This window comes from Streptomyces zagrosensis (assembly GCF_014203645.1).
Taxonomy (GTDB): domain Bacteria; phylum Actinomycetota; class Actinomycetes; order Streptomycetales; family Streptomycetaceae; genus Streptomyces; species Streptomyces zagrosensis.
The window spans coordinates 28,960-53,496 of the sequence record NZ_JACHJL010000008.1 but is presented as its reverse complement, the minus strand read 5'-3'; the positions used below and the strand labels follow the sequence as shown (position 1 = coordinate 53,496).

Here is a 24,537-nt window from a genome sequence, read left to right as displayed (position 1 = left end):
CACCGCGCTGTCACCGTGTCAGTCGCGCCACGAGCGCAAGGTCGCGGTCGCCGCCGCGTTGGGTCGAGCCCATGACGGCGTCAGGCCCGAGATCAGCCGGGTGGGGACAGGAAGCCGCTTTCGCGGAAGTACCGCAGGTAGGTGTCGAGCAGGTGCGCATCGACGGGCGGGCAGACGATACCGCTACCCCTGAGGGCGTGGTGTGTGTTGGCCCGGCTGAACGCCGGGAAGGTGTCCGTGCAGTACGTTTCCAGAACGGACAGGCCACTTGCGGCTCTGTGCTTGACGAGCAGCTGCAGGTAGGGCGCCATCGGGTGGTCGGGGTCGCTGTCGGTCACTTCGATGATCCGGTCCACCCATGAAGCGTACGGCTGTTCCAGGATCGAGTAGCCCTCGGCGCGGAGGCGGTCCACCAGGAGGGGCAGGTGGGCCGGGGAAGGATTGCTGAGGTGGTAGACGCGGCCGTCCGGTTGCTGATGGGTGAGGATGTGCGTGATGGCAGCCGCCGTGTAGTCCACGGGAACGAAGTCGAGGGGAAGCCCGATGCCGGGGGCCGCGCCGGTCTCAGCGATGGTGCGGACCAGTGCGCACATCAGCGTGTCCGTGTTCCACAGTCCACGGTCCTGGGTCCCCGTGATGTCGTAGGGCCGGTAGAGAGAGGTGGGCAAGCCACGCTCGGCGGCCTGGAAAATCAACTGTTCGGCAACCCATTTGCTCTCCTCGTAGCCCAGTAGGAGGCTTTCGGGGTGCCGTAGAGCTGTGTCCTCGTGGACAGTGCCGCCCTCTGCCGGCCTGCCGCCCGCTATGACGGACATGGTGGAGATGTAGTGCACAGGCTTGAGCCGCTGCTCAGCAGCAAGTTCCAGCACTGTACGGGTGCCCGTGACATTGGTCGGCTTCAACGTCTCGTAGGGATAGAGGAAGTTCACATGCGCACCGTTGTGCACGATGAGTTCCGTTTCCATGGACAGCCGGCCCCAGGTATCAATGTCGATCCCAAAGCGTGGCTCGGCCAGGTCGCCAAGCACGGGCACGATGACGTTCTCGTACCGGGTCGGGTCCAGGCCGTAGCGGCGCATACGTTCCGCGATTCGAGCTTCGGCTTCCGGCGTATCGTCGGCTCGAACAAGGCAGAACACCAAATCGACGCCCACGTCGACAAGTCGGTCGATGAGGTGGACGCCGAGAAAACCGGTGCCGCCGGTCAGCAAAACGACGCGGGGGTCGGTAGGTGGCCCCAGCCGCCCAGCTGTGAAGCGGAGTCCGGAGTCCAGAACTGTCTCGGCACTAAGGTCGAGTGACGTCCTTGACGTCCGATCACCCGGTGATACGCGAAAGCTTTCCGCCAGATCGGTGTAGGTGCCCAGCGTCGGATCGTTCGCCAGACTGTGTATCAGCGGGCCGCATTCCTCGTGCGGCATACGGAGCAAGTCAAGGGTCGCAACGGCGACTTGGACGGCGCGGAGTGAATTACCACCCAAGGCGAAGAAATGATCGCTGTGACCTGGCGTATCGATCCCCAGTAGATCGGCCCACACCGCAGCCATGGCTTCTTCCGCCGGTCCTTGCGGTGCACTGCCGGAGGGCACCGGTGGCGACTGGTACTGCTGAGCCATCAGGTCCAGCAGTGCCCTTCTGTCTACCTTCCCGCTGGACTTGAAAGGGAGCTCCTGGATAGTGGCAATGCGCGTGGGGACCATATAGGGGGGCAGAGATTCACGAGCGTACCTGCTCAGATCCGATATGAGACCCCTTGTGTCGGTTCGGGGAACGGGCGTCACCGCAGCGGCGAGTAGCTGATCGTTTCCTTCCCCAAGGACGTCCACCGCGGCTGCGATGACTTGCGGGTGGGAGGCCAGGATGGTTTCGATCTCACTGAGTTCGATTCGGTGGCCGCGGAGTTTGACCTGGCGGTCGAGTCGCCCGCAATATTCCAGGACGCCGTCCGGGCGCCAGTACGCCAGGTCACCCGAGCGATACAGCCGAGCCTCCGGGTCGGGGCCGAAGCTGCTTGCGGTGATCTCGGGAGCACCCAAGTACCCCAAGGCCACGCCGTCGCCGCCCAGCCACAGCTCTCCGATCTCTTCCACCGCTGCCAGCTCGCCGCCCTCACGGATCACGTATGCCGTGGAGTTGGGTACCGGACGGCCGATGGGGACGGACGACGCGCCGTCCGGTACGTCTTCAATTCGATGAGTAATGCTGAGCAATGAATTCTCAGTCGGCCCGTAGCCGTTGAGAAGGAGCGGCGGTCTGCCGTGCTCCAGCACGGCGCGTGCCGATGACGGCGTGACGATGTCCCCTCCGACGATCAGACAGCGGAGGTTGGCGAACATGCCGGGCCGCTGTTGGACGTGTTGATCGAACAGCCCGCTTGTCAGCCACATGACACTGGCACGCTGGTCACGCAGCGTCCTGTCGAGGGCGTCGGTGCTCAGCGGAGTTCCAGGCTCCGGCACAATGAGGCAGGCCCCGTTCAGCAGAGAACCGAACAGTTCGAGGCAGGAGATGTCGAAGGTCGGGCTGGTTGTGGCCAACAGTCGGTCCTCGGGCAGGAATTGCAAGTCGCCGCCGCTGGTGACCAGCCGTACAGGGCCACGATGCGTGCAGACCACCCCTTTGGGGGTCCCCGTCGAACCTGAGGTGTAAAAAATGTACGCGGGGTCGGTGGCACATCGACCCGTTGCGGACTGTCGCGGGGTAGAAGAGTCGGGATGCTCCTCCAACTCGGTGGTGGTGACGCACTGGCACCGCCTCCGCACGGGGGCAGGTGCCGGCCCTGGTCCTGTGATGACGTATCGCACCTCGGTTGCCCCCAGGATTGTTTCCAGGCGGGCATCCGGGGCGGCGGGTTCCAGGGAGACGAACACGCCACCGGCCTCCAGAACAGCCATGATGGCAACAACCGTTTGCGGAGAGCGTTCCAGTAGCACCGCCACCAGATCTCCCTCGCACACTCCCCGGGTACGCAGATGTGCCGCGGCCCGCTGTACACGCGTATTCAGCTGGCGGTAGTCCCACCCGCCACCGTCCCAAACCAAGGCCGGGCTGGCCGGGCGCTGCTGGACCTGTTGGGCGAACAGCTCCGGGATCAGAGCATCGCGGGGATAGGGGGCCGCGGTGTCATTCCACTCGCGCACCATGTCGTGCATATGTGCAGAAGTCATGGGAGCCTCCGCCCGGGTCCTGCGAGCTAAGCGTCGGGGATGGTGCCGCGTTCTCCAAGGCCACAGGAAGAGTGACCCCCAGCAGTTGAAATGTTGCCTGGAGAAGTAACGGCGTGTGCTGCACCTCAGTTGGGAACCACGCGAGAAATCGAGACGGAGCCTCCCGATGTCTCTGTCGTGTACCGAAGGTTTTTTTGCATACCCGGACAGGCGCTCCGCGACGGGCGGCGACGCTGAGCGTTTGACAGCACCACCGGGTTCGGCGTGAGATCCGAGGCAGTCGCAGCAATCCGTGACGCCGACCGCCGTACAGAACGAGCTGCCCACAGCGCCTATTTGGCCCGCGGTCACGCCGTAAAGGGACAGCTAGCCGAGGAAGCCACCTAAGAGCAGGCACTGCCATGCAACTTACGGTAAGCGCTTTTCCGGGCAGTCGCATGTGCACACCACGTCAGATGGCGACTAAGAGAGATCTGGTCGAGCCGACGCGACGGCGGCGAGCGACGCCGGGCCCCGGAGGGTGGCCGCATAACCGAACTCGACCTGGCCGAACGGCGCCTGGTCACCGTGCTGCCCCCCCTCTTCGCCGTCAGCAAGGGCCCCACCTGCCACACCACCAGCGAGATCCGGCGACTGATGGACCAGCACGCACACACCCCCCGGCCCCCTGCAGCACACCCCAACACATTGGCAGGTCTCCTCGTCCACGCCGCTGCACACGGCGCGACCATCACGACAAAGACCAAACCAGCGTGTTGATTATTGACGATCCCTAAGTCATCCCTGGCGGGCGCGCGGCGTCAGCTATGGCACCTCGCTGCGTCGTCGGGGCGTCCGTGTGTATCCAGTGTGCGGACGTCCATCCGCCTTGCGATGCGCCGCATCTGACGCCGCGTCCTGATCCACCACGGATTACGGAACAACCCTCAGCAGACAGAACGCGTACTCCAAGATGCCGTTTCTTTGGATCACCTCTACGGTTGCCATAGAAGCGCTCAACAGGCGCTCAGCGTTTGTCACACGGAGCGAATCGCGCCACGCAATCGAGCGTCAAATCGAGGCCCCTCGCTCCGGTTGACGCCCCCGTGGGCCCGCAGATGAATGCCGGGCGCAACCTTCCGGAGGGACTGCAATGACGTCAGCGCAGCGATTGGTCAACGAACTGTCACGGAGACGCGAAGAAGTTCCGGTTCACAACGCACTATTGGAGCTAGCAGAATCCGGCGGACTCACCGGCGACCATTTGCGTGGCCTCGTGCGTACGGAATCCCAGTGCCATCAGACAGAATTGCCGGCCTACGCGGCGATGCTCAGTCGGTACGCCCACCATCCCGCAGGAGATTTGTACATCGAGCTTATCGATCTCTTGCACGACTGCGGGCCCAAACTCGACGCTGCGGCACAGTCCCTGGGACTGTCACCGCGGGAGAAGGACAAGTGGATGTGGCCGACCGATCGGCGGGCCTACAGCTGCAACGGCATCCTGTCGTGGATCACCGCCCAAGGCAGTCAGGCCGCCACCGCACTGGCAGTTCACACTGACATGTCAGTCTACTTTCCCGCCTGTATGGCCCTCGTGGCGGAGATGCAGAAGCAGGGCGTAGCCGCTCCCAGGGAATTTCTCTCCTACTACGAGAGCGACCCATGCGCGCAGACGCGTCGCCGGGCCGTCGAAGTGGTGCAAGACGGACTCGACAGGGGTGACGACCCGCAGGAGGCCGTCCTCATGGCGCGGCTCCTTGAGGAGTCCTTCGCGGACTTCTGGGCCAGCGCCGCAGCAGCGTGAAGCCGCCACCGATCCACACCGCTTGACGTGCCGTTGAGGGCGTGGGCCGCCGAGGCCGCCGCGAGGAGGCTGCGAGGCCGACGACGCTGGATGACAGCATCACCAGAAGGGGTACCGGATGAGGTCCGCACAACAGTTGGTAACCGAACTCGCCTCGAGGCGACGCCAGAGGCCGGTGGCGAACGCCCTGTTGGCCGTGGCACAGGCCGGGGGACTGACCCGCGACCACATGTGTCGCCTGGTACGCGTCGAGGCGCAGGTGCACCGGGTGGAACTGCCCGGGTATGCCGTCATGGGCAGCCGATTTCCTCGTCGGCCCGCTGCCGGCCTCTACCTCGATTTGTCCCGGTTGGCGTACGACGCCGGGCCACGCCTCAACAGGGCAGGACAGGCGCTCGGACTTTCGAGCGAGGACATGGCGCAGTGGCAGCCGCCCACCCACAAGGACGCGTACGACCTCAACGGCATTTTGTCCTGGGTCGCGATCCAAGGCAGTCAAGCGGTCACCGCCCTGGTGGCGTACACGGACATGTGTGTCTACTACCCGGCCTGCCAGGCCCTGGTCGCGGAGATCCGTAAGCGCGGCGTGGACGCCCCCGGAGAGTTCACCTCGTACTTCGACTCCGGTCCGCCGGAGGAGATGCTCGAACTCGCTTTGGACGTAGTGCAGGACGGCTTGGACCGGGATGACGACCCTCAGGAAGCCCTCTTCATGGCGCGGCTTCTCGAACAGTCCTTGGAGGGCTTCTGGGCGGCTGCGGCCGCGGCGTGAAACTGCCGTAACCGCGCTTCCGCACCACAAGGAGGCAAGATGAGAATCGGCATCGTAGGAGCGGGAACAGCGGGCCTTGCCACGGCCTGGCTGCTGTCCGGCAGTCACGAGATCGTGTTGATGGAGGAACGGGACACTCCCGGAGGCGACGCGCGAACCATAAGCGCCCACACCGGGGGCGATACCTGCCCCGTGGACCTCGGCGTCCACGGGGTCTCGGACCAGTTCCCCCTGTGGTCGCGCCTGATGCGATCGGCGGGCTTCGGGCCGGACGACCTGCTGCCCGTCCCCGCCTCCCGCACCCTGCTGCACCACGACCAAGAACGGCCCTACCTGGTCAGCCCCCACACCCCGCAGGCAGACAGAGACCGCGAGGTGATCCTCGGCCCGCCGTGGGAGGCACTGAAGAGCCTGTCACTTGAGGCAACGCGATGGGAGGACGAGGAACTCCACGGGGAGATGACGGTCGAGGAGGCGGCCAACTGGCCTCAACCCCACGAAGCTCTGCGGGAAGAGGTGATGCACGCCCTTCCGGCCTCGGTTTTCGGCTGTACCACCCACGACGTGGCGCACCTGTCCGCCCGGGGAGTCGGCGGATTCTTCGCCGCCCCCCAGCCGTCGATCCTTGAAGCCGCCCCGGCGCAGCACCTGCGCGGTGGCACCCAAAGGCTCGCCCTCGCACTGGTCGACCAACTGAGGACCACCGAGGTCCGTCTACGGGCTCGGTTGCACCGGCTGGAGCGGCACGGCGACCGCTTCACGATGATCGAGACATCAGGGCACACACATGTGGTGGACGCGGTCATCTTCGCCATTCCCGCCTACGCCGCGGCAGCGGCGCTCCAATCCCTGGGGGGCAGCACCCGGCTGCGCACGGTCCTGGGCGCCTTCACCTACCAAACCATCGACTACGCGGCGCACTTGGACCCCTTCGGCATGCCTGAGGACCGCAAGCATTGGTCCACTACCAACGTGACCGTCCACAACGGATGGAGCGAGACCACCACCTGGTACGGGCCGGGCCACGATACCGATGTGTTCGTCAGTCAGTTCACCCATCGCAGGTCGCGCCCCGACCGCCAGATCGCCCGGACATCCTTCCGCACCCCCCTGCCCACCCCCGCGGCACACTGCGCACGCCGACGCCTTGAGCAGTGCCAAGGCGAGGGGGGCCTGTACTTCGCGGGCGCGTACACGCGCACCCTGAACTCCCAGGAATCAGCGGTGGCCTCCGCTGTCGATCTGGCCCGCCGTCTCACCCACGCCAACGACCGTATGGGCCAACTCACCAACTGATTAGGAGGGCTTCGCCATGACCGTACCCAGCACGCCCGTCTTCCACGACCGTGACTCCTACGTCACCGACCTGATCATCCCGTGCATGGACGTCACCGAGGGACACACCACGAAGCCATCACGGATAGCCGGCCTGACCGACCCTTGGGACGCCGTCGCTGTGGCCGCCAACTACGCGCACGACGGTGCCACTAAACTCTTCGTCGACGTGGTCGACCCTTGGGAACGCACCGATGACTACCTCTACCCCCTGGTCCGCCGCTTCAAAGACATCGGCCTGTCTCCCCTGGTTTCCGTCGGGCACGGCCTGATCCCCTCCGCGGACCATGTCGGCCGCCTGCTGGAGGCCGGCGCCGGCGCCGTCTCCGTCAGCACCAGCATGATCGACAACCCCGAAGACGTGCACGAAGCCATTGACCGCTACGGAGCCCAACGCTTCGTCGCCGTCATCAACAGCCGCCCCCGCGAGAGCGGCGGATGGGAGGTGTACACCGACAACGGTACGAAGAACTCCTCGATCGATGTCGTGGACCTGGCCCGCAGACTCGGAGATCTCCACGTCGGCGCCATCCTGCCCAACGCCTGCGAGAGAGAGGGCGTTGGCAAGGGCTTCGACCTGCAACTGACGCGGACCGTCGCGCAGGCGTCGGGGCTGCCTGTCATCGCGTCCGGCGGCTGCGGCGCGCTGGATCACCTCACCGAGGCATTGAGTGCCGGCGGGGCCACCTACATCCTAGTGAACTCAATGGTGCACGGCGGGAAGTTCTCCATCGCCGACATCCGCGACGCACTGACGAGCAGTTCGTCCTTCGCGTAAGGAGGGGCGATGCGTGCCCTCGTGTTCAAACGCCAGGGCAATCCGGCCGAGAACCTGTTTCTCACCGAGCTGCCGATGCTCGACACGCCCCCGGGAACGGTCCGGCTACGCCTGCGAGCACGGCCGGTGAACCCCTCAGACATCATGTTCGTAGAGGGAGACTACGGTCGGCAACCCTCTTTCACCCCCGCCGGCGCCGGCGCCGTCAGCCCCGTCGGGTTCGAAGGCGCCGGCACCGTCGACCAGATAGGGCCGGGAGTCTCCCTCCCGCCAGGTGCCCGCGTGGCGGTCGCCGCCACGGGCACCTGGCAGGAGTACCTCACCGTCCCCCAGGAAACCGTCATCCCCGTCCCCGACGACCTCCCGCTCGACATCACTTGCCAATTCACGGTGAACCCCTTCACCGCCCACCTGCTCCTGGCCCACCTCGACCCGGCGCCGGGCGACACCCTGATTCTGACGGCGGCCACATCGACCGTGAGCCAGATGCTCACCCGTCTGGCATCCGACCGTGGCGCCCGGTGTGTCCACCTCGCCCGCGACAGCGAGCAAGCCTGGCGACTTCAACGCCTCGGGGCTGAACACGTCGTGTCAACAGAGGAGCGGGACGACGAGGTCGTCCGCAGCATCCACGACGCGACGGGACCGAACGGCGCGCTCGCCGCCCTCGACGCCGTCGGCGGACGCCAAGGAGCACTGGCCCAGCGCTGCCTACGCGACGGCGGCCGGCACATCGTCTACGGCTTCATGTCCGGCAAGCCGCTCCCCGTGCTGCCTTTCGATCTCGTCTTTCGGCGCGTGAGTGTCGAAGGGTTCTGGCTGCCGCACCACATGAAGCGGCTGAGCCCCCTCGCACTGCGCGAATTGACTTCGCACACCATCCAACAGCTCGGCGATCACACCCTGGAGGCCCCTGTCGAGGCCCACTATGATCTCGCCGACATTCACCAAGCTCTCGCCCACCACCGGCGGTCCGGCCGCACCGGGAAAATCGTGCTGACCGGGTGACCACACCCTGCCCCGCAAGCCGGTCACGGTGGATAACCGGCGAACTCTCCACCGGGCCCGCCCGAGAGCAGGCCCTGCGGGCAAGCAGGCTCAGGAGCATTCATGAAGAGCCGATCATTGCGGGAGCTGCAGACCCCCGATGTGTCAACCTGTTGCGGTGTGCCGAGCCCGACGTCGTATACGCGCGGGTAGCTGATGACTTGGGTGTGTCGGCCATGACGGTTGACAAGTGGCGCAAGGCGGTTCGCGGAGTCCCGGCTGTGGGGCCTGGCGGACACCGACCGGCCGGAGCGGCCGAAGACCGGCCTGTCTTTGAGTGGTCCTGAACGGGAACAGTTGACGCGTTGGGCTCGCCACGGCACCCCCCGATCCCGGGAGGGCGCCGTCGTCGTTCCCCGCCTGGACCAAGCAGCGTCGGTAGCACCAGGAGAACCGTCTTGTTCTGGTCCTCCAGAACAAGCGCGACGACGACCGGCCGCCCGGAGCGCCGCCGTCTGCTGCTTGCAGCACGGGCCTCGGGCGGCGTGCAGCAGCTGGCCGTGCTGCACCGGCCGAGGCCAGCCCTACTACCCGTGCAGCACCCGTGTGCCGCCTGGCCCAGGCAAATGCCGCAACACCGTACTGCTGCCACCCGAGGACCACCACCAGCGTCTGACCTTGCAAAGGAACGGAACACGGACGAGCGCCTGACCAACAAGCTGAAAGCCTGGCGAGGCAGCACTACCCGATACGACGAGACACCCCGGGGCGGGGCGGCGGGACGGATCCGTAGCGGCGGTCGCGGACCGCGTACTGTTCCACCGCCCGCCACAGATCCCGACGGTCCATATCGGGCCAGAGGGTGTCCAGGAAAACGAGCTCCGCGTAGGCGGCCTGCCAGGGCAGGAAATTGGATGTGCGCTGGTCTCCCCCGGTACGCAGGAGCAGATCGACATCGGGCAGGTCCGGGATGTGAAGGTAGCGGGCGAAGGAGTGCTCGGAGATCGATGCCGGACGGAGCCTGCCGGCGGCCACCTCGTGGGCGAGCCGGGTCGCGGCTCTGGTGATCTCGGCGCGCCCGCCGTAGTTCACGCACGCCGTCAAGGTCAGGGCGCGACAGTGTTGGGTGGTGTGCTCAACCGCGGTGAGTGCGTCGATCATGTCTGGGGACAGGGGGGAGTGCAGGCCGGCCCAGCGCACGCGGACGTCCAGCGGCGGGCAGTCGTCCTTCAGGCGGCGCAACCGTTCCACTAGCTCGCTCATCAGCGTATGCAGTTCGTCGGTAGGGCGTTTCCAATTCTCAGTGGAGAACCCGTACACGGTCAGGTACTGCAGACCGATTTCCAGCGCCCCGTGGAGCACGTCGATCAGTGCCTCGCCCCCGGCCCGGTGGCCCTCGGCACGAGGCAAGCCTCGAGCGGTGGCCCAGCGGCCGTTGCCATCCATGATGATGGCCACATGACGCGGCATGTCCTGGTCGGGCAGGCGGGGCGGCCGCGCACCGGATGGGTGGGGCGTAGGGTCGGCCCTTGGCTGCTTCATCCAGTGTGTGCGCACGTCGTCGCCAGGACGCACCGTACCGGTTCCCGTGGAGCTGGTCGAAGGGGCGGGCGCGACCGGCAGCACTGGCTCCGTTGTGCCGGGATGAAAGGGAAAGGGAAACAGCGTCCAGGCCAGTGCGGCCCGGATTCGTGCGGGCGCGAGCAGCCGACGACGCGCACCCGACGGCAGCACCGGCCGGCGGTGCAGGAGCGCGGCCGGGTCGCCGACGACGGTCTCCAGCCGGAGCCGGTACAGGCCCGCGTAGGCGTCCAGGGGAATCTTGATCAGGGGATGCACCAGGTCCGGTATCGTCGCTGCGCCCAACCCGGCATGCGCTTGGCCGGCCAGGCGGCGCACCATGGACTCGAAGGCCACGGTGCTGCGGCGGTTCAGAAGGTCGGCCCGCCGAACTCCTGCTTCGTCCAAGGCCTCCTGCGGGAGGGACACGTGCCCACGGGTGAGGTCTTCGGCGAGGTCGGCCAGGGCGTCAGTGACGTGGAGGGCGTCGACCATGGTTTGCCAGGCAAGGACCGTTTCCGGCATGGCCGTGGCGAGGGCTTCCGGCTCCGTGGACACCCCTGCTGCCTTCAGGAACAGCCAGGCGATTTGCTGCGCGAGTGAGGCCCAGGCCAGGCTGCTGTAGTCGCGCCACTCCTGCCAGGTCGCAAGCTGTCGGCCCGCGGCCTCCCCGCGCAGTGCCCCGAACATCAAGTACATCGATGACGGAGGCAAACTCCACGTCAGCATGGTGTGGATAAGGGCCTGGCGTACGGGATCGGTGCTCGCCCCGCTGCGCAGGTCCGCGTCGAACGCCGCGATCCACTCCTCCAGCCGTGCGGCCCGGTCCGCTGCTGGGGCCCCGTCGGCACCGACGTCGACCAGGTCGTCCACCGCGCGTGCGGCGCCGTACACAGCCCAGGCTGCAAGCCGAAGCGGTGCCGGCAGCAGCTGGCTGACGGCGTACTCAATTTCTGTGGTGCGGGCGGCACGCTGGCACGCCTCGTAGCCCTGATGTAGTACAGGGTCAAAGACTCCGCCGCGCTGGTAGACGGAAACCGCTCCGCGCGGCGTGTTCGTCGGCCTCATGCCATGTCTCCTGTCACGTTGTCGGCCTGTGGGTCCATGCCGGAGCCGGGGCGCTGCCGACCACGGCGAGTAGCTCGCAGGTCCTCGATTGCACTCGCCCGGGAGGGGGACCCTGGTGCTTGCGGCGCGACCTGATGCTGTATTGCGACGTGCAGGTCATGGCCACGAAGGCCATGAGGGTGAGCAGGAGCCGGTGGGCGCGTTCATCACCACCGTCTCGATGCGCCTGTGGCGTCATGCCCAGCACGTCCGCCTAGGACGGGTGTTGGTCCTCCCCGGCCACGCTCGCCGCGCCCGGCGCCGGCTTGGTGGTCACGTGGATCTCGTAGCGCGCCGCAGCACGATGACGGTAGAGCTCAACGGCGGTGTTGTAGCGGCCCATGCTCCGGGCCAGTGCGTAGGGGAGGTCCTTCCGAGCATCACGAAAGCACGCGTCATGGGGCAGCACGTTCGGTGTGGCGTCCGTAACCGCCTCGACGGTGAATCCGGCGTTTATGACGTACTCCTCCAGGTCTCCCCGAGGAAAGGTGCTGGGCGCGGCGAGGACTTCGGACAACGCGCGCCACCGGGCACCGATCGTTGGTGACACAGCGGATTGGACGAATGAGTAATCGTTGATCACCAGACGGCCTCCGGGTCTGAGAACACGGAAGAACTCCGACAGCGCCTTCTCCGGGCGGGCGGAGTGGCAGAAGGTTTCCATGGTGTAAAGCCCGTCGAAGGAGTCACCGTCGAAGGGCAGGCCGTGAAAGTGGCCTACGAGGAAGCGTGTGGCGCCAATCTGGTCAGGCGTCCGTGTTGTGCGTCGGCGCGCAATAGCGATGTCCGGTTCGATGCAGTCGATACCGACGACCTCCGCTCCGGTCAGGCGTGCCACGGTCGGGGCGACGTCACCGACACCGCAGCCCGCGTCCAGGACCTTGGCCCCCGGTGACAGCGCCAGCTTCCGCGCGAGGACGGCCTCCATACGACGCATCGCGGCGGAGAACGCCCAGGGCGACTGACCGTGCTCGTACCAGCCCATGTGCCGCGTGCGACCCAGCAGAATCGTGTATCCGAGACGGGATTCCAGCCGCCGGTAGTAAGGCTGCACTTTCGTCCGGAAGTGCTCAGCACTACTCAGTTCGGCCATGACTTCTTCCTCACACCGGTTGGTATCGGGACTGCCAAGTGGGGAAGTGCGTCGCACTGCCTGTCGTCCCGCCTATGCCAGTAGCACCGACGGCTATTCAACCCAATGATGAAATGCCCACGCCAAAGCCAGGGCAACGCACCGGATCGGCCTATTAACCTGAATGAGTGAATACCCGGGCGCCGGAAGTCGTCCCACCTTCTTGGTGGGTCTCAGGAGCCCATTCGCGCACCAGCCGTCGGTGGAGTGTCAGGGTGCCCAAGACCTGCTACCCGTGTAGCACCCGTGTGCCGCCTGGCCCAGGCAAATGCTGTGCTGCACCCGCGACACCGTCCTGCTGTCACCCGAGGACCACCACTCAGACCACGAGCAGCGAGACCTCATGACCGCAGGCCCTCGGCTCACACCTCACATCCTCACAAGCGCCGCGCCCACCTGGGAATAGGGCTGTGTGCCACACAGGAGCAGGCAGGATTGGCGCTCTACAGGGCGGTGCCGCGCAGGGCCCGGCGGTCCCCGGTGACGAGCCGGTACGCCTGGCCACGGCTGGCACCTCCTCGCTTTCGCGGGCATGCCGGGCCGGGAGGCGGATTTCGTGCCCGGCTCGCCGGACCTCGCGCCAGTCACCGCAGCCCTGACCGAGCTGGCGCCGCTGCCCGCGCCGCCCGGAGTACGACTGTCCATGGCCTGGGATCGGTGGGGATACCACTGTGCTGACGGCGACCGGGAACTGCTCGCCGGGTCCCCGCCTCCGCCAAGGGGAGGTCATCGTCGGGAACGGTCCACCACCGCCGTAACGCCACCCGCCCGCCCGAGGTGACACTGGCAGCGCTGCCGGGCGGCACCGACCGTACGCCCTCGTAGGGCGAGGAGCCGGCTTCCACCAGTGCCAAAGGTGGCACCGGCCCCAGCAGGTGCGACGCGAAATGGGCAGGATCGACGGTGGCCTTTCCAGCAGCCTGGGCCAGCAACCGAGCATGATCACCGAACACCGTCACGCCAGCAATCCGCGTCCGCGTCCAGAACACGGGGCGCATCCCGCACGCGTCCCCATACACCCAGGTCCGGTCCGCGGTGGCCACCACAGCGTGGTAGCTGCCGGCCCAGCGCATCAGGGCGGCACCGCATATCTCGCAGAATGACAGCGCCTTGACCAGTCGCTTCTCGTCGAACTCGTGCGCACCGATCAGCGCGACGGTGCGCCGCTGCGCGTTCGCGACGGTCACCGGGCGCAGGCAACGGCCGACGATCCAAGGTTGCTCATCGCGGCGGGCCAGGACCTGGATGTCGGGGTCGCAATCCGCAGTCGAGCGGTGGCCCGCTGTGCTGCCGAGGTCGCCCCCGGCAGCACAGCGAACCACTCAGCGAGCGACGACGCCACGTCAGTCGTGCCACTTCGTGGTGTGGTAATCGCCGTCGTCCTGCTCACCCGTGGAGTACGTGCCGGCTGCCAGTGACACCAGCGTGCCGGCCCTCACCGCGGCCGGCGCCTCGTACGGCGCTATCCCCCCAGCGCTGCAAGCTGGTGTGTCACTCGTGGACATCTCGGTCATTGCGCACCTCCCCACTGACGGACTCTCCGCCACTGACGTTGTGCAAAGAGTGAGCCGCGTAGGTCAGTTGAGCGGTACCGTCGAGGACCATCCAACCGGTATATCGGGTATACGAGATCGCGTAGCGAGGCGGATGCGGTGCCCACGATTGGAGACCTGCTCGGCCAAGACGACGGAGAGCGGGGGAGCCCCCGGCTGGGTTTGCGGGAGCATGCCCTGGGTGTTGTGCCGAAAGGGGCCGGGCTTCAGGGCAGGCTCGGGGGGGGCCAGTGGGGACGCCGTGCGTGGTGGTGTCCGCAGGAGTGGGGGCCTGTACGGGAGTTCGGTTCAGATGGTGCTGCGGGATGCCGAGGCCGGTGGTGATGCGGTCGAGAACCTCGGCGCTGGTCACATGTCGCACGCCCCGCTCGATGGCGCTGATGTTGGACTGAGCCAGGCCGGTGAGCGCGCCGAGGCGGGTCTGGCTCGCGCCGGTGTGACGGCGGTAGTGGCGAAAGACCGTGGCGATGTTGCGGTCGGTGAGCGCTTGGCGCACAGCGGGGTGATTCCACAGTTCAGGTGGCGTGACCGCAGGTACCGTCGCCCGCGCTCTTGCTGGACGAGGTCGGTGTGCTCACACCCAGCGTGTACGTAAGCGGCCCTGGGTGCGGGACGGTCGTGCGGTCTTGGGGGCCGGGGAAAGCGCCGGCGCCGCCGAGGAGAGCGACCGTGCTGGACAGGACAACAAATCAGGCGCCGCGCACTGCACCGAGGCCAACGTCGCTGAACGCCACCTAGTGAGATCGGCCCTGGCGGCGGCCACGATGGCCCTGCGGGCCCGTTCGGGGTGGACACCGCCCGCCAGGACGGTCACGGCCGCCCGGAACGGCGGGGCGGTCCGGGCGGGGGGGTGCGTACCACCACCTCGGCCTCGTCCACGGTGACCGGCCGGCCCGAGGGCGGCCGGTCCTCCAGCCTCACCAGACCCGGTCAACTCGGGGTCCCGATCGGTGACTTCGTTGGCGTGTGTGCCTCGGCTGTCTCGGCTGGTCGGAGGCGCACAAGGAGCGGTGAGGGCGCACTTCGATCGCAGTGCGCTCCGTTGCTTGTCGCCATTCACCACTGGGCCGCCAGGCGGCTCACTATGGGTAGATGCCCAGGTGAGCGGGTTCGGTCTGTGCGGTTGGCCGCAGGGGGTAGGTCTGCTGGTGTCGGCGGCTTGCGCATCGTTCCTGTTCAGCCTGGTGGCTTTGGCTGGCGGTCAGATGCGCAGGCAGGTGGCTGGATGGCGATGGGGCGCGTTGATGCGTAGTGATTATCCGTCGAGCTTTGTCAGTGACCGCTGCTAAACCGATATTCACGGGCCGGTTCTGCGGCGTCATGATCTGCCGGTGCGAGGGGAGGGGACGTGCCGGAAGTTCCGTCTGGCTGGTAGGTGTGCTGCCTTGTTCGAAATCTTGGCCGTCTGGTGAAGCCCTGGGGGTGTGGTGTTCGACGAAGATGGGTCCCTCGACCCGCTGTTGAAGTTTGTGCTGGTGGCCGTCTTCGCGTTTGTTCTCGGCAAGATGCTGTGGACGTGGCTGACCGGTACTGCCACCCGGTGGATCACCGTGGACCTGTGGGACCTGATAGCCGGTCACCCGTGGTGGACCGGGCTGAGCGTTGTCGGGGCGCTGCTCGTGTTTTCGGTGGTCGGCAGGCTTGTGTCGCTGGTGCTCGGTGCCTGCGCTTATGTCGGCCCGCAGGACTTGTCCGCTTCGGTGGGCGGTGCGTCCACCGAGGTGTTGACCTTTACGATGCGGCAGCTGTCCTCGGTGAGTGCGGTGGGTTTCGAGCAGGCTTGCGCCGATCTCCTGGCCCGCGACGGGTTCGGTAGTTCGCGACGGGTCGGCGGTGCGGGGGACCTCGGCGTGGACGTCACTGCCCGGGATGGCGAGGGCCGCTTGCTGATCGTTCAGTGCAAGCAGTATCGAAACCCGGTCGGTTCAGGGCACGTGCAGCAGTTCAACGGGACGGCCCGCCCGCACCATGGGGCCGACATCCCGATCATGGTAGCGCTCAACGGCTTTACTCAGCCGGCGGTCGCCTTCGCCCAGCGCCATCAACTTATCCTCATGGGTGGCACTGAGCTGCGTCAGTGGGCTCACGGCCAGCATCTGTATGACGTGCTGGGCATCGCGAGCACTGGACCATGACGCCGATTGGGTCGTGACGCCCACTACGCGGCCACCAGCGCGCATGCCCGCGTGCATTGAGGCTGGCCGTGTGGTGGGACCGATCCAGTGACGGTGCGCGGAGCCGGCCGCGGTTCGGGGCGCCGTGGGTCCTGCCGCCGCCGGGCGCCAGGGCCAGGCGCGCCGCGCGCTGCCCGCGCGCGAAGTGTGTGACGGTTAGCCACACAGCAAACGTTTGCGCATAACATTGCGAACGCGAATGTCGGACTGTATCGCACGGCATTGATTTTGACGACTTCGCCGTGAGGGGCGCGAAGTTACTGCACTATGACTGACACAGCGGGCAGAGGTTTCTGCCGCATTTGATCGAAGGAGTACGAGTGGGAGCCCAACCGGGTGGCGATCGGCGTCAGGTACGGCATCTGCACGGGGATACGTCTCCCAGCGCGGAGAGGCTGATGTTCGGCTTCGCTTTGCGCGGTCATCGGGAGCAAAGTGAGCGCACCCTTAAACAGGTCGCCAGCGCCCTTGGCTGGTCGCAGTCGACGCTGAGCCGCTTAGAGACGGGACGCAAGGCGACCAAGCCGGACCAGGTGTCTCCTTTACTCGACGCCTACGAAGTCACCGACGCGCTGATGCGGGCCGATTTGACTCAGATGGCCTTCGAAGCGGACGTGAAAGGGTGGCTGCGCCCCTACAAGACGGCCGCCACCAACCATGCGTTGGCACAAGCGAGTTTCGAGAACATGGCCCAACGCATGCGGATCTACGATTCGTCATCGATCCCGGGGTTGCTCCAAACCGAGGACTACGCGCGCGCGGTGGTGGGGCTGGGCAAGCACGGGCGGGACCCAGGCAAGGTCGAGCGGTTGGTGGAGTTGCGGATGGAGCGTCAGCGCCGCTTCGCGGCTGCGGACAAGAAGCTCATCTGCGTGCTCGATGAGGCGAGTCTTATCCGCCCCTACGGCTCATGTGAGGTGATGTATCGCCAGTTGGACCACCTCCTCACCTTGTCGTACGACCCCCGCTACGTCTTGCAGGTGGCGGAGTTGAAGCGGTTCGACATGCCTGTGTGGAGCTCGGCGACAATTTTCGACTTCCCTGACAAGCCGGTGCCCGACATCGCATACATCGAGGAGCACGACACCGCGTTCTACGTGAGCACCGAGGATGAGGTGGACGAGCGGGAGAAGGTGTTCGACCTCTTACGCAGCGCCTCGCTGCGTAGCGACCTGTCCCGGAGCCGGATTCGCCATCTGCGCGACCACGCGGCGAAGCAGGGATAAGCGCCGATGAACACCGGCAGAGCCCCGCCAGGCTTCCCGTCTACGCGAGGCCGAGTGGGGCTCTGTCGGCGGCGTACTCACACTTTGCGCCCGATGCCCGCGTAGAGCGAGACGTCAGCGTCGGTGACCAGGCTGGGGCCGCTGGCCGGCTCAGGCTTCCAGCGGTGGGCGACCACCAGCCCCGGCTCCACCAGTTGCAGGCCATCGAAAAACCGCGCAATCTGCTCGCGGCTGCGGATTTGGACCGGAGTGCCGGCGTTGGTGTAGATGTCGGCGATGGCCTGCCAGGCAGCGGGAGCGAATTCCCCGGTGACGTGGGACACGCTCAGGTAGGAGCCCGGCGCCAGGTGATCGATCAGCGTCCGGACGACGTCGTAGGGGCCGTGGCTATCGGGCATGAAGTGCAGCAGCGCGTGCAGGTTCACCGCGACCGGGCGGGTGAAGTCCACGCATCCCGTCTCGCGGACCGCGGCCAGCACGGCGTGGGCGTTCGTGGCGTCGGCCTCCACATATCGTGTGGCGCCCTCCGGTGCGCTGTCGAGCAACTCTTCAGCGTAGACCAGCACGATCGGGTCGTTATCGACGTAGACGACCGTACTGTCCGCCGCGATGCTTTGCGCGATCTCGTGCATGTTGGGCGCGGTGGGGATGCCGGTGCCGATGTCGATGAACTGTCGGATACCCGCCAAGGCCAAGTACTTCACCGCGCGGTTGGTGAAAGCGCGGTTAGCCCGTGCTGCCACGACCACGCCTGGACGATGTCGGAGCACCTCCTCCGCAGCTTGCCGATCGACGACGTAGTTCGTCTTGCCGCCCAGGAAATAGTCGTACATACGGGCGCTATGCGGCTTGTCCTGGCTTAATCGGGTGTTGTTTAACTGCACGTTTTCTTCTGAGCCCACTTTGTGTGGTTCCTTGCGGATATCGCACTTTTCGGGCGCCTTTGCTCTGTCGTCGCTCACTGCCGCTCCTTCGAGTGAATGTGCTCGATGCCACCTGGCCACTGCCGGCTGCACTTGCATTTTCGAGCATCATGATCCGGCCACCGCAAGGAGGTGCCCCATTGAACCGGCCAAAGGCGCCGCACCTCGCGTACCAGGGCCGCGTTCATCAAAACGAGTCGCACAACGATGCGCAGATGACCGCTGCCCCCTACACGGTGGCCGGTATGCGACGCTGAGTCGCCACGGCTGGCGGCAACTAGAACTCTTCCGACACCACCGCGGTGATGAACGCGGCCACCGCATCCGAAGAGAACCGCAAAGTCGGCCCGCCGGGGTCCTTGGAATCACGGACCTCAACGACGTCCGCCGCAACACGGAGTTGGACACAGGCACCGTTGGGATTGCTGTAGGAACTCTTGCGCCACATCGCGCAAGAGCGCCCATCCACCGCGACGTGTGCGCCCTCGCCGACTCCGGCAGCGTTGACCTGGTGTGTCATTACCGCACCTCCCCGAAAACGTGTGGACGCACATCCTGCAAGTGCAGGACCGTCCCCTAGAAGAATCTCCAGCCCGGTACGAATTCACGCGCGCTTAAGGGACCCAGTGTCCACTCATTGAAAGCGCCGGCGTGCAAGTGCGGCAGTCGGTGACATTACTTTCCCTGCCATGCCACCAGCGCGTGCGCCGTGGCACACATCCGGCGCACCCGCCTCGCGTGCTGGTGCGCAACCGTCCGCACCCACCGCGCCTCACGGGCGTGCGCACCGTGTGACCTGCTGCATCGTGGCGAGCTTCGTGCCGTCAACCACGCGGGCACGGGCGTAGGGACGCGGATTTCGAAGGCATCGACGGCACCCGGGAAGGTGGAACGAGGGATGCACGGCTCCTGCGGCTGCACGCTGGCACGCTCACATCCGCCGTGATCATCTGCTTAGGGCTCGCAGAGGATCAACACGTGGATTTGGTCTCTGTGGGTGTCTCGGGTGTTCCGGCCAGGAACGCGGTGAGGTCGGCGGGGGTGGGGGATTGTGCTGTAGATGGTGCGATCTCGAATCCGTGCTGCCCAAGGAGGGGGCGGATTTCCCGAACGGCCTCGCTGATCGTTGTGCCGTCCACGGTGAAGAGCTCGCCCAGGACGGCTTGGGTGCAGAGTCTGCGCAGGTAGAGGACGGTGGACAGGACGCGATCGGCGTCCGTGAGCTTGGGCTTGGCACCTGTGCCTCGGGCGCGGAGGCGCGTGGCGCCGCGCTGCGAGTGACGGCGCTGCTCGTGCTCTGTGGCCTGCGCGCAGGCCAACTGGGCAGTCATGGCCGCTAGTTCTTTGCGGGGCATGGCGGTGAGTACGGGGTGGGCCAGGTCGGTAGTGGCCACCGACGAGGCCTGCGCCGGCTTGGCGGTGCCGGCCGGGGCCGGCTGCTGCCCGCCGGTGGGGTGGAGGGTGTAGTTCCAGTCACCGTGGAAGCGGTGCCGGGTCATGGCAAGCGCGTTGATCTGGGCACCGGTGACCTTGATGCCGATGTCGTAGATGCCGGTGTCGAGTTCGGCGCGGACGCTCAGTCCGGTGCGGGTGGTGGTCGCCGCGATGCTGTTCACGATGACTTCGTGGCTGGTCAAAGGCCTGCCGCGCCAGTTCATGGAGATATGGGAGAACAGTCGGCGCTCGATTCGGTTCCACTTCGATGTACCAGGCGGCAGGTGACACACCGTGATGTCAAGGCCCGACTCGGCGGCCAGGGAGGCAAGTTCACTCTTCCACAACCGGGTGCGGTAGCCGTTGGAACCTCCGGCATCAGCGGTGATCAGCAGCCGCGCGGCCCCGGGGTAGTCGTGGCGGCCGCAGGCGTGCCACCAGCGGCGGAGAGAGGCGACCGTGAAGGCAGCGGTGTCGTGATCGGTACCGACACTGACCCAGCCGGCATTCGCCGCGATGTCGTAGATCCCGTACGGAATCGCTTTGCCGGGCCCCTCCCGGACCAGGAAGTCATGCGTCTTGACCCACACCGGATCGCCCGAGGGCTGCCACTCACGCCCCACGTTCTTGTAGTCGCCGACCAGTTCCTTCTTCTTGCTGTCCACGCTGACCACCGGGTTCCCGGCGCCGATGTGCTGCTCGGCCTGCTCGTTGATGTAGCGGAACTGGGCGTCCCGGTCCGGGTGCTGCTTGCCTTCGATGGTTTTGGAGTTGGCCTGGAGGCTGAAGCCTTCCTCCCGCAGCAGGTCTTCGACCGTGTCGGCGCTGACCTTGTGTCCCTGGCGGGTCAGCTCGGCGGCCAGGTTCCGGGTCGACTTGGTCGTCCAGCGCAGCGGTGACATCGGGTCGCCGCGCGTGTCGGGCTCGACCAGGGCGAGCAGCGCGGGCCGCAGCCCCGCATCCAGGTCGGCGGCCTTCTTCCGGCCGCCGCCCGGCCGGCGGACCCGCCCCAGCCGCTCTCCTCCCGCCTCCAGCTCGTCCACCCCCTTGCGGACGGTTGCCTCGCTGGCCCCGGCCGCCCGCGCGACGGCCCGAATCCCCCCGTGCCCCAGCACCCGGGCCTCGGCTCCCATCAGCAGTCGCTGCTGACGCTTGTCCAGGTGCGGGAACAACACCCCATGCCTCGCGGCCAGTTGATCGCAGATCTCTTGCGATATGCCCATACCATGTCAACGAGACAAATCACCGGAAGCAACACGTTGATTCTCTGCGAGCCCTAAGCCGGACCCGCTCGCACTCACATGCGCGAGAGACCTGGTGCACGCTCATCGAGCTGACGACGACGTACGCACATGCCCCGCCAGCATCTGACCCGTGCATGAGGGGGCAGCTTGTGCGACCGCCCCGGCGGCCTCCACGGTGAAGTCGTCGGACGCGGTTGCACGACCACCTCGTGCCGCACGGTGTCGATGATCAGATCGCGTAGCGAGCCCTCCAGGGCTAATGACAACGTGGTGACCTACACGGATGCGACGCCCACTGTGGGGTTGCGAGCCCTCCAGGGCTCATGATGGCTGAAGCTGCGCGCAGGTGTCGCGAAGCGCTCCTCATGTTGCAAGCCCTCCTGGGCTGATGACGACCGGCCATGCGCGTCGCGTCGGCTCATCCTTACCTCCGGTTGCGAACCCTCCAGGGCTGATGACGACTCGAGGGTACAGTTTCAGGTCATAGGTGTGGTGCGGTGTCGCGTGGTGGTCATTTTTGCAGCGATCCGCCGGTACTGCATCGCCCCAGGTCAGAGCGTTAAGCGCACGCAAATGGACGGGCCTTCGGCCACCCCACACACATACGGAGCACCTGGGGCTGTGTGGGTGCTCGTACCAACGCGCCACCTTCTTGGCGAGTTGCCAGGGCCTACAACGACCGGCCCTGACGGGCAGCGACCTCACCACACGACGATCGTCGTCAGTCTGGGAGAGTACCCACGCTATCGCGGCAAGCTCACCGAGATCTGCCGATTCATCACCGCAACCGTCGCCCCCGCACGCCGCTCTCCAGCCCAAGGGCCGGTGGATCAAGCACCTGAACACCCAGCTCGGCTCGGTCGAGTCCACGCTCGATGTGATCGCCGACTTCACCGACACCTGACCGGTGGGACCGGCCGCGAAGCAACGGCAAGCCTCAGGATCTGGGTGACGTCGGCAGCGTTCAGGTGTCGTCTCGGTGTCGTATGGCTGTGAGTCCGTGTTCGTTGGTGTAGTCACCGTCGATGATGTGAACTTTTAGCTCTGTGTCGAAGTGTGCTCGTGGGATGGCGCTTGTGGGGAGGGGGATGAGGTAGTCGTCGGCGAGGAGTCGGCCGGCGTGGCCGGGGGCTTGTTGGAGTGCGGTGGCGTAGTGGACGCGGTCTTTAGTGAGGATTGCTTCGGTGCCGTCGAAGAGTTCGTCGAAGCGTTCGGTGAGGTGGGTGCGGTCGTCGTAGGGGTAGGTGAAGTCGAGGAAGGTGGCGGTGAACTGGTCCTGGTGGTGAAGTACTTCTTGTCGCCATGTGGTGCCCCAGGGGGTGGGGCGGCCCTCGGGGGTGGTGTAGATGGTGTTCAGCCAGTGGGTGATTTCGTTTTCGTCGATGGGTTGTCCGTCGTGTGCGGTGAGGATGTTCCAGGCGGCTTGGGTGGGGGCTTGGGGGTAGATGCCGTCGGCGAACCATGTGCCGGGGGTGTTGTGGCTGGGGGTGTAGCGGGAGGTGTGGACGATGACGTCGGCGGGGGGTTCGGCGGCGATGCGGTTGGTGCGGCCGAATCGTTGGGCGAGGGCTTCAAGGTCGGCGGCGGCGGTGAACAGGACGTCGAAGTCGACGTCCATGGAGACTTCGAGGACTTGGGTGGAGATGACGAGGCCAGGTAGTCGTTGGTTTGTGCGGGTGCGCTCGACTTTGTATCGGCCGGTGATGTGTTGCTCGATGCGGGTGCGGTCGTGTCGTTTGTAGCGGGAGTGCAGCATGGTTGCCGCGTCGGGGCCGTGTAGGGCGCGGGCGGTGGGAGCGAGTTGGTCGTAGAGCTGTTGTGCCTGGCGGATGTTGTTGGCGATCACCAGGACGGCTTCGTCGTGTTTGAGGTGTTGGGTGATTTCGGTGACGGTGGCTGGGTCGGTGAGGTGGTGGGGGCGGGTGCGGATGCGGTGTCGGGGTGGGGGGTTGCTGTCGGAGTCGTCGGTACGGGTGACGCTTGTGGTGAGGGTGTCGGTGATGAGGTCGGCGAGGGCGTTGGGCAGGGTTGCGGAGAGGATCGCGAAGCGGCCGCCGAGGCGTTCGAGTAGGCCCATCATGGCCAGGATGTAGCCGAGGCGTTTGGTGTCGTAGGCGTGGAGCTCGTCCATGATGAAGACCGAGTTCGCCGCGTCGACCAGTAGCGGGGCGTGGGCGGGGCCGACCAGGGCGGCGCGTAGGAGTTGGTAGGGCGTGGTGATCCTGATGGTCTCTTTGAACAGGCGGGTGGCGGCTTGTCTGGCGACTGCTTTGCGGGCGGCTTTCACGCGTTCTTCGTCGCCGTCTTCGGGGCAGGCGGCGGTGGCTAGGTGGTAGGCGGCTGCTCGCCCGTGGGCTACTCCGACGTGCTGGGTGGTGCCGAGTGCTTGGGTGGTGCGGTCGGCGTTGGCGTTGATGGAGGCGAGGTAGGGCAGGGTGTAGAAGATGCGGGGGATGCCTTGTCCGCGGGTTTGCATGGTGGTGGTTTGTCGGCAGGCCCAGAGCCAGGAGGCTTCGGTTTTGCCGCTGCCCGTGCGTGAGCGGAGTAGCAGGTGGCCTTCGGTGGTGGCGGCGCGTTGCTGGTGGGGTCGTAGCGTGTGCCCCTTGGCGGTGATGCTGTTTTCCAGGCGGGTAGCGAACGCCGCGTTCATGGGTTGTACCAGTTGGGGGTGGGCGTGGGCGGAGGAGAGATGGTCGGCCATGACGACGGCGCCTTGGAGGAGTACCGCGGCTAGGCCTTGGTCGGCGTCCGTGCCGTACTCGAAGCGGTCCAGCAGTGTTTCGAGTTCCGCGTGTGCCTGGGCGATCCAGTCGGTGTCGGTTGTTAGGGGTTGGGCTGGGAGGCCGGTTGCGTTGGCGGTCTCGTACAGCCATGTTGCGAGTGCTTCGGTGACGGTTTGGTCGAGCGGTGTGAAGCTGGTGCGCCATTCTTCGAGGGGCGCTGTTGCGTACAGGGCGGCAAGTGAGCGGGGGGAGTTGGTCAGGGGCCGGTGGTGGGTTGCGATGCCGGCGGCTACCCACGTGCGTAGGTCCGGGTCTGTGACCAGGTGGGTGAAGGCGAGGGAGAGTACTTCGTGTCGCTCGCCCCATGCTGGGCCGCCAGCGAGCATGTGCTGGCATCCTTGTGGGATTTTGCCCGCGTCGTGCAGGAGATCGGCCAGGCGGACCGCGTCCCAGAATTGGGGGACGGTGTCGGCTACCGCGGTCATGCGCCCGGTACGTCGCGCCACCAGGTCGGCCGCGTTCAGGGCTGCGCGTAGGTGGGCGGTGAGTTGTTCGGGTGGTTGTCCTCGTCGGGCGCTTTTGGCCAGGATCTGGTGGAGCACGCTCGTGTCTGGTGTGCTTGGCCGCTGCGGTGAT

17 protein-coding genes and 1 pseudogene are annotated in these 24,537 nt (G+C 66.2%); 8 read left to right on the top strand and 10 right to left on the bottom strand.

The features are described 5' to 3' along the window. Nucleotides 1-92: 92 nt before the first annotated feature. Nucleotides 93-3,167 (bottom strand): amino acid adenylation domain-containing protein, encoded by a 3,075-nt coding sequence (locus FHS42_RS16640; RefSeq protein WP_184573021.1) that lies wholly within the window; start codon nucleotides 3,165-3,167, stop codon nucleotides 93-95. Nucleotides 3,168-3,644: 477 nt separating this feature from the next. Between FHS42_RS16640 and FHS42_RS16635 the strand changes: the two are divergent. The 6 genes and pseudogenes from FHS42_RS16635 to FHS42_RS16610 all read left to right on the top strand — a co-directional run. Continuing rightward, nucleotides 3,645-3,926: pseudogene (locus FHS42_RS16635) on the top strand (ISAzo13 family transposase); the annotation flags it as partial. Nucleotides 3,927-4,371: 445 nt separating this feature from the next. Beyond that, entirely contained in the window at nucleotides 4,372-4,953 is a 582-nt protein-coding gene (locus FHS42_RS16630; protein WP_184573020.1) for a hypothetical protein, read from the top strand. Between the two features lie 118 nt (nucleotides 4,954-5,071). Next, on the top strand, nucleotides 5,072-5,725 hold the full coding sequence (locus tag FHS42_RS16625) for a hypothetical protein (protein ID WP_184573019.1): 654 nt from the start codon (nucleotides 5,072-5,074) through the stop codon (nucleotides 5,723-5,725). A 39-nt stretch (nucleotides 5,726-5,764) separates the two neighbouring features. Beyond that, nucleotides 5,765-7,021 (top strand): FAD-dependent oxidoreductase, encoded by a 1,257-nt coding sequence (locus FHS42_RS16620; protein ID WP_184573018.1) that lies wholly within the window; start codon nucleotides 5,765-5,767, stop codon nucleotides 7,019-7,021. Nucleotides 7,022-7,037: 16 nt separating this feature from the next. After that, nucleotides 7,038-7,838, top strand: coding sequence for a HisA/HisF-related TIM barrel protein (locus FHS42_RS16615; RefSeq protein WP_184573017.1), 801 nt, complete (start codon nucleotides 7,038-7,040; stop codon nucleotides 7,836-7,838). Between the two features lie 9 nt (nucleotides 7,839-7,847). Then, complete coding sequence (locus FHS42_RS16610) at nucleotides 7,848-8,846, top strand: zinc-dependent alcohol dehydrogenase family protein (RefSeq protein WP_184573016.1); 999 nt, start codon at nucleotides 7,848-7,850, stop codon at nucleotides 8,844-8,846. Nucleotides 8,847-9,566: 720 nt separating this feature from the next. On the opposite strand, the gene uppS is transcribed toward FHS42_RS16610, so the two are convergent. The 5 genes from uppS to FHS42_RS36240 form a co-directional block, all read right to left on the bottom strand. Beyond that, nucleotides 9,567-11,453: a polyprenyl diphosphate synthase gene (uppS, locus tag FHS42_RS16605; RefSeq protein WP_184573015.1), complete on the bottom strand. Its 1,887-nt coding sequence runs from the start codon at nucleotides 11,451-11,453 to the stop codon at nucleotides 9,567-9,569. A gap of 253 nt (nucleotides 11,454-11,706) precedes the next feature. Beyond that, a complete protein-coding gene (locus FHS42_RS16600; RefSeq protein ID WP_184573014.1) occupies nucleotides 11,707-12,585 on the bottom strand; it encodes a class I SAM-dependent methyltransferase in 879 nt (292 codons plus the stop codon). 623 nt (nucleotides 12,586-13,208) lie between these two features. Continuing rightward, nucleotides 13,209-13,946 (bottom strand): macrolactam cyclase family protein, encoded by a 738-nt coding sequence (locus FHS42_RS38645; protein WP_184573013.1) that lies wholly within the window; start codon nucleotides 13,944-13,946, stop codon nucleotides 13,209-13,211. A gap of 21 nt (nucleotides 13,947-13,967) precedes the next feature. Next, a complete protein-coding gene (locus tag FHS42_RS16590) occupies nucleotides 13,968-14,138 on the bottom strand; it encodes a hypothetical protein (RefSeq protein ID WP_184573012.1) in 171 nt (56 codons plus the stop codon). Beyond that, nucleotides 14,116-14,673: a helix-turn-helix domain-containing protein gene (locus FHS42_RS36240; protein WP_312866911.1), complete on the bottom strand. Its 558-nt coding sequence runs from the start codon at nucleotides 14,671-14,673 to the stop codon at nucleotides 14,116-14,118. Before FHS42_RS36240 ends, FHS42_RS16590 begins: the two co-directional genes overlap by 23 nt. 931 nt (nucleotides 14,674-15,604) lie before the next feature. On the opposite strand from FHS42_RS36240, the gene FHS42_RS16580 reads away from it, so the two are divergent. Both FHS42_RS16580 and FHS42_RS16575 read left to right on the top strand, forming a co-directional pair. After that, nucleotides 15,605-16,312: a restriction endonuclease gene (locus FHS42_RS16580; protein ID WP_184573232.1), complete on the top strand. Its 708-nt coding sequence runs from the start codon at nucleotides 15,605-15,607 to the stop codon at nucleotides 16,310-16,312. A 359-nt stretch (nucleotides 16,313-16,671) separates the two neighbouring features. Beyond that, on the top strand, nucleotides 16,672-17,577 hold the full coding sequence (locus FHS42_RS16575; RefSeq protein ID WP_184573011.1) for a helix-turn-helix domain-containing protein: 906 nt from the start codon (nucleotides 16,672-16,674) through the stop codon (nucleotides 17,575-17,577). A gap of 77 nt (nucleotides 17,578-17,654) precedes the next feature. On the opposite strand, the gene FHS42_RS16570 is transcribed toward FHS42_RS16575, so the two are convergent. The 4 genes from FHS42_RS16570 to cas3 all read right to left on the bottom strand — a co-directional run bounded on the left by FHS42_RS16570 (nucleotide 17,655) and on the right by cas3 (nucleotide 24,503). Next, a complete protein-coding gene (locus FHS42_RS16570; protein ID WP_312866909.1) occupies nucleotides 17,655-18,539 on the bottom strand; it encodes an SAM-dependent methyltransferase in 885 nt (294 codons plus the stop codon). Nucleotides 18,540-18,777: 238 nt separating this feature from the next. Continuing rightward, nucleotides 18,778-19,020: a DUF397 domain-containing protein gene (locus FHS42_RS16565; RefSeq protein WP_184573009.1), complete on the bottom strand. Its 243-nt coding sequence runs from the start codon at nucleotides 19,018-19,020 to the stop codon at nucleotides 18,778-18,780. A 451-nt stretch (nucleotides 19,021-19,471) separates the two neighbouring features. After that, entirely contained in the window at nucleotides 19,472-21,157 is a 1,686-nt protein-coding gene (locus FHS42_RS16560; RefSeq protein ID WP_184573008.1) for an ISAzo13 family transposase, read from the bottom strand. A gap of 985 nt (nucleotides 21,158-22,142) precedes the next feature. Then, nucleotides 22,143-24,503, bottom strand: a complete 2,361-nt coding sequence (gene cas3, locus FHS42_RS16555) for a CRISPR-associated helicase Cas3' (RefSeq protein WP_221476587.1) — start codon at nucleotides 24,501-24,503, stop codon at nucleotides 22,143-22,145. Nucleotides 24,504-24,537: the final 34 nt, after the last annotated feature.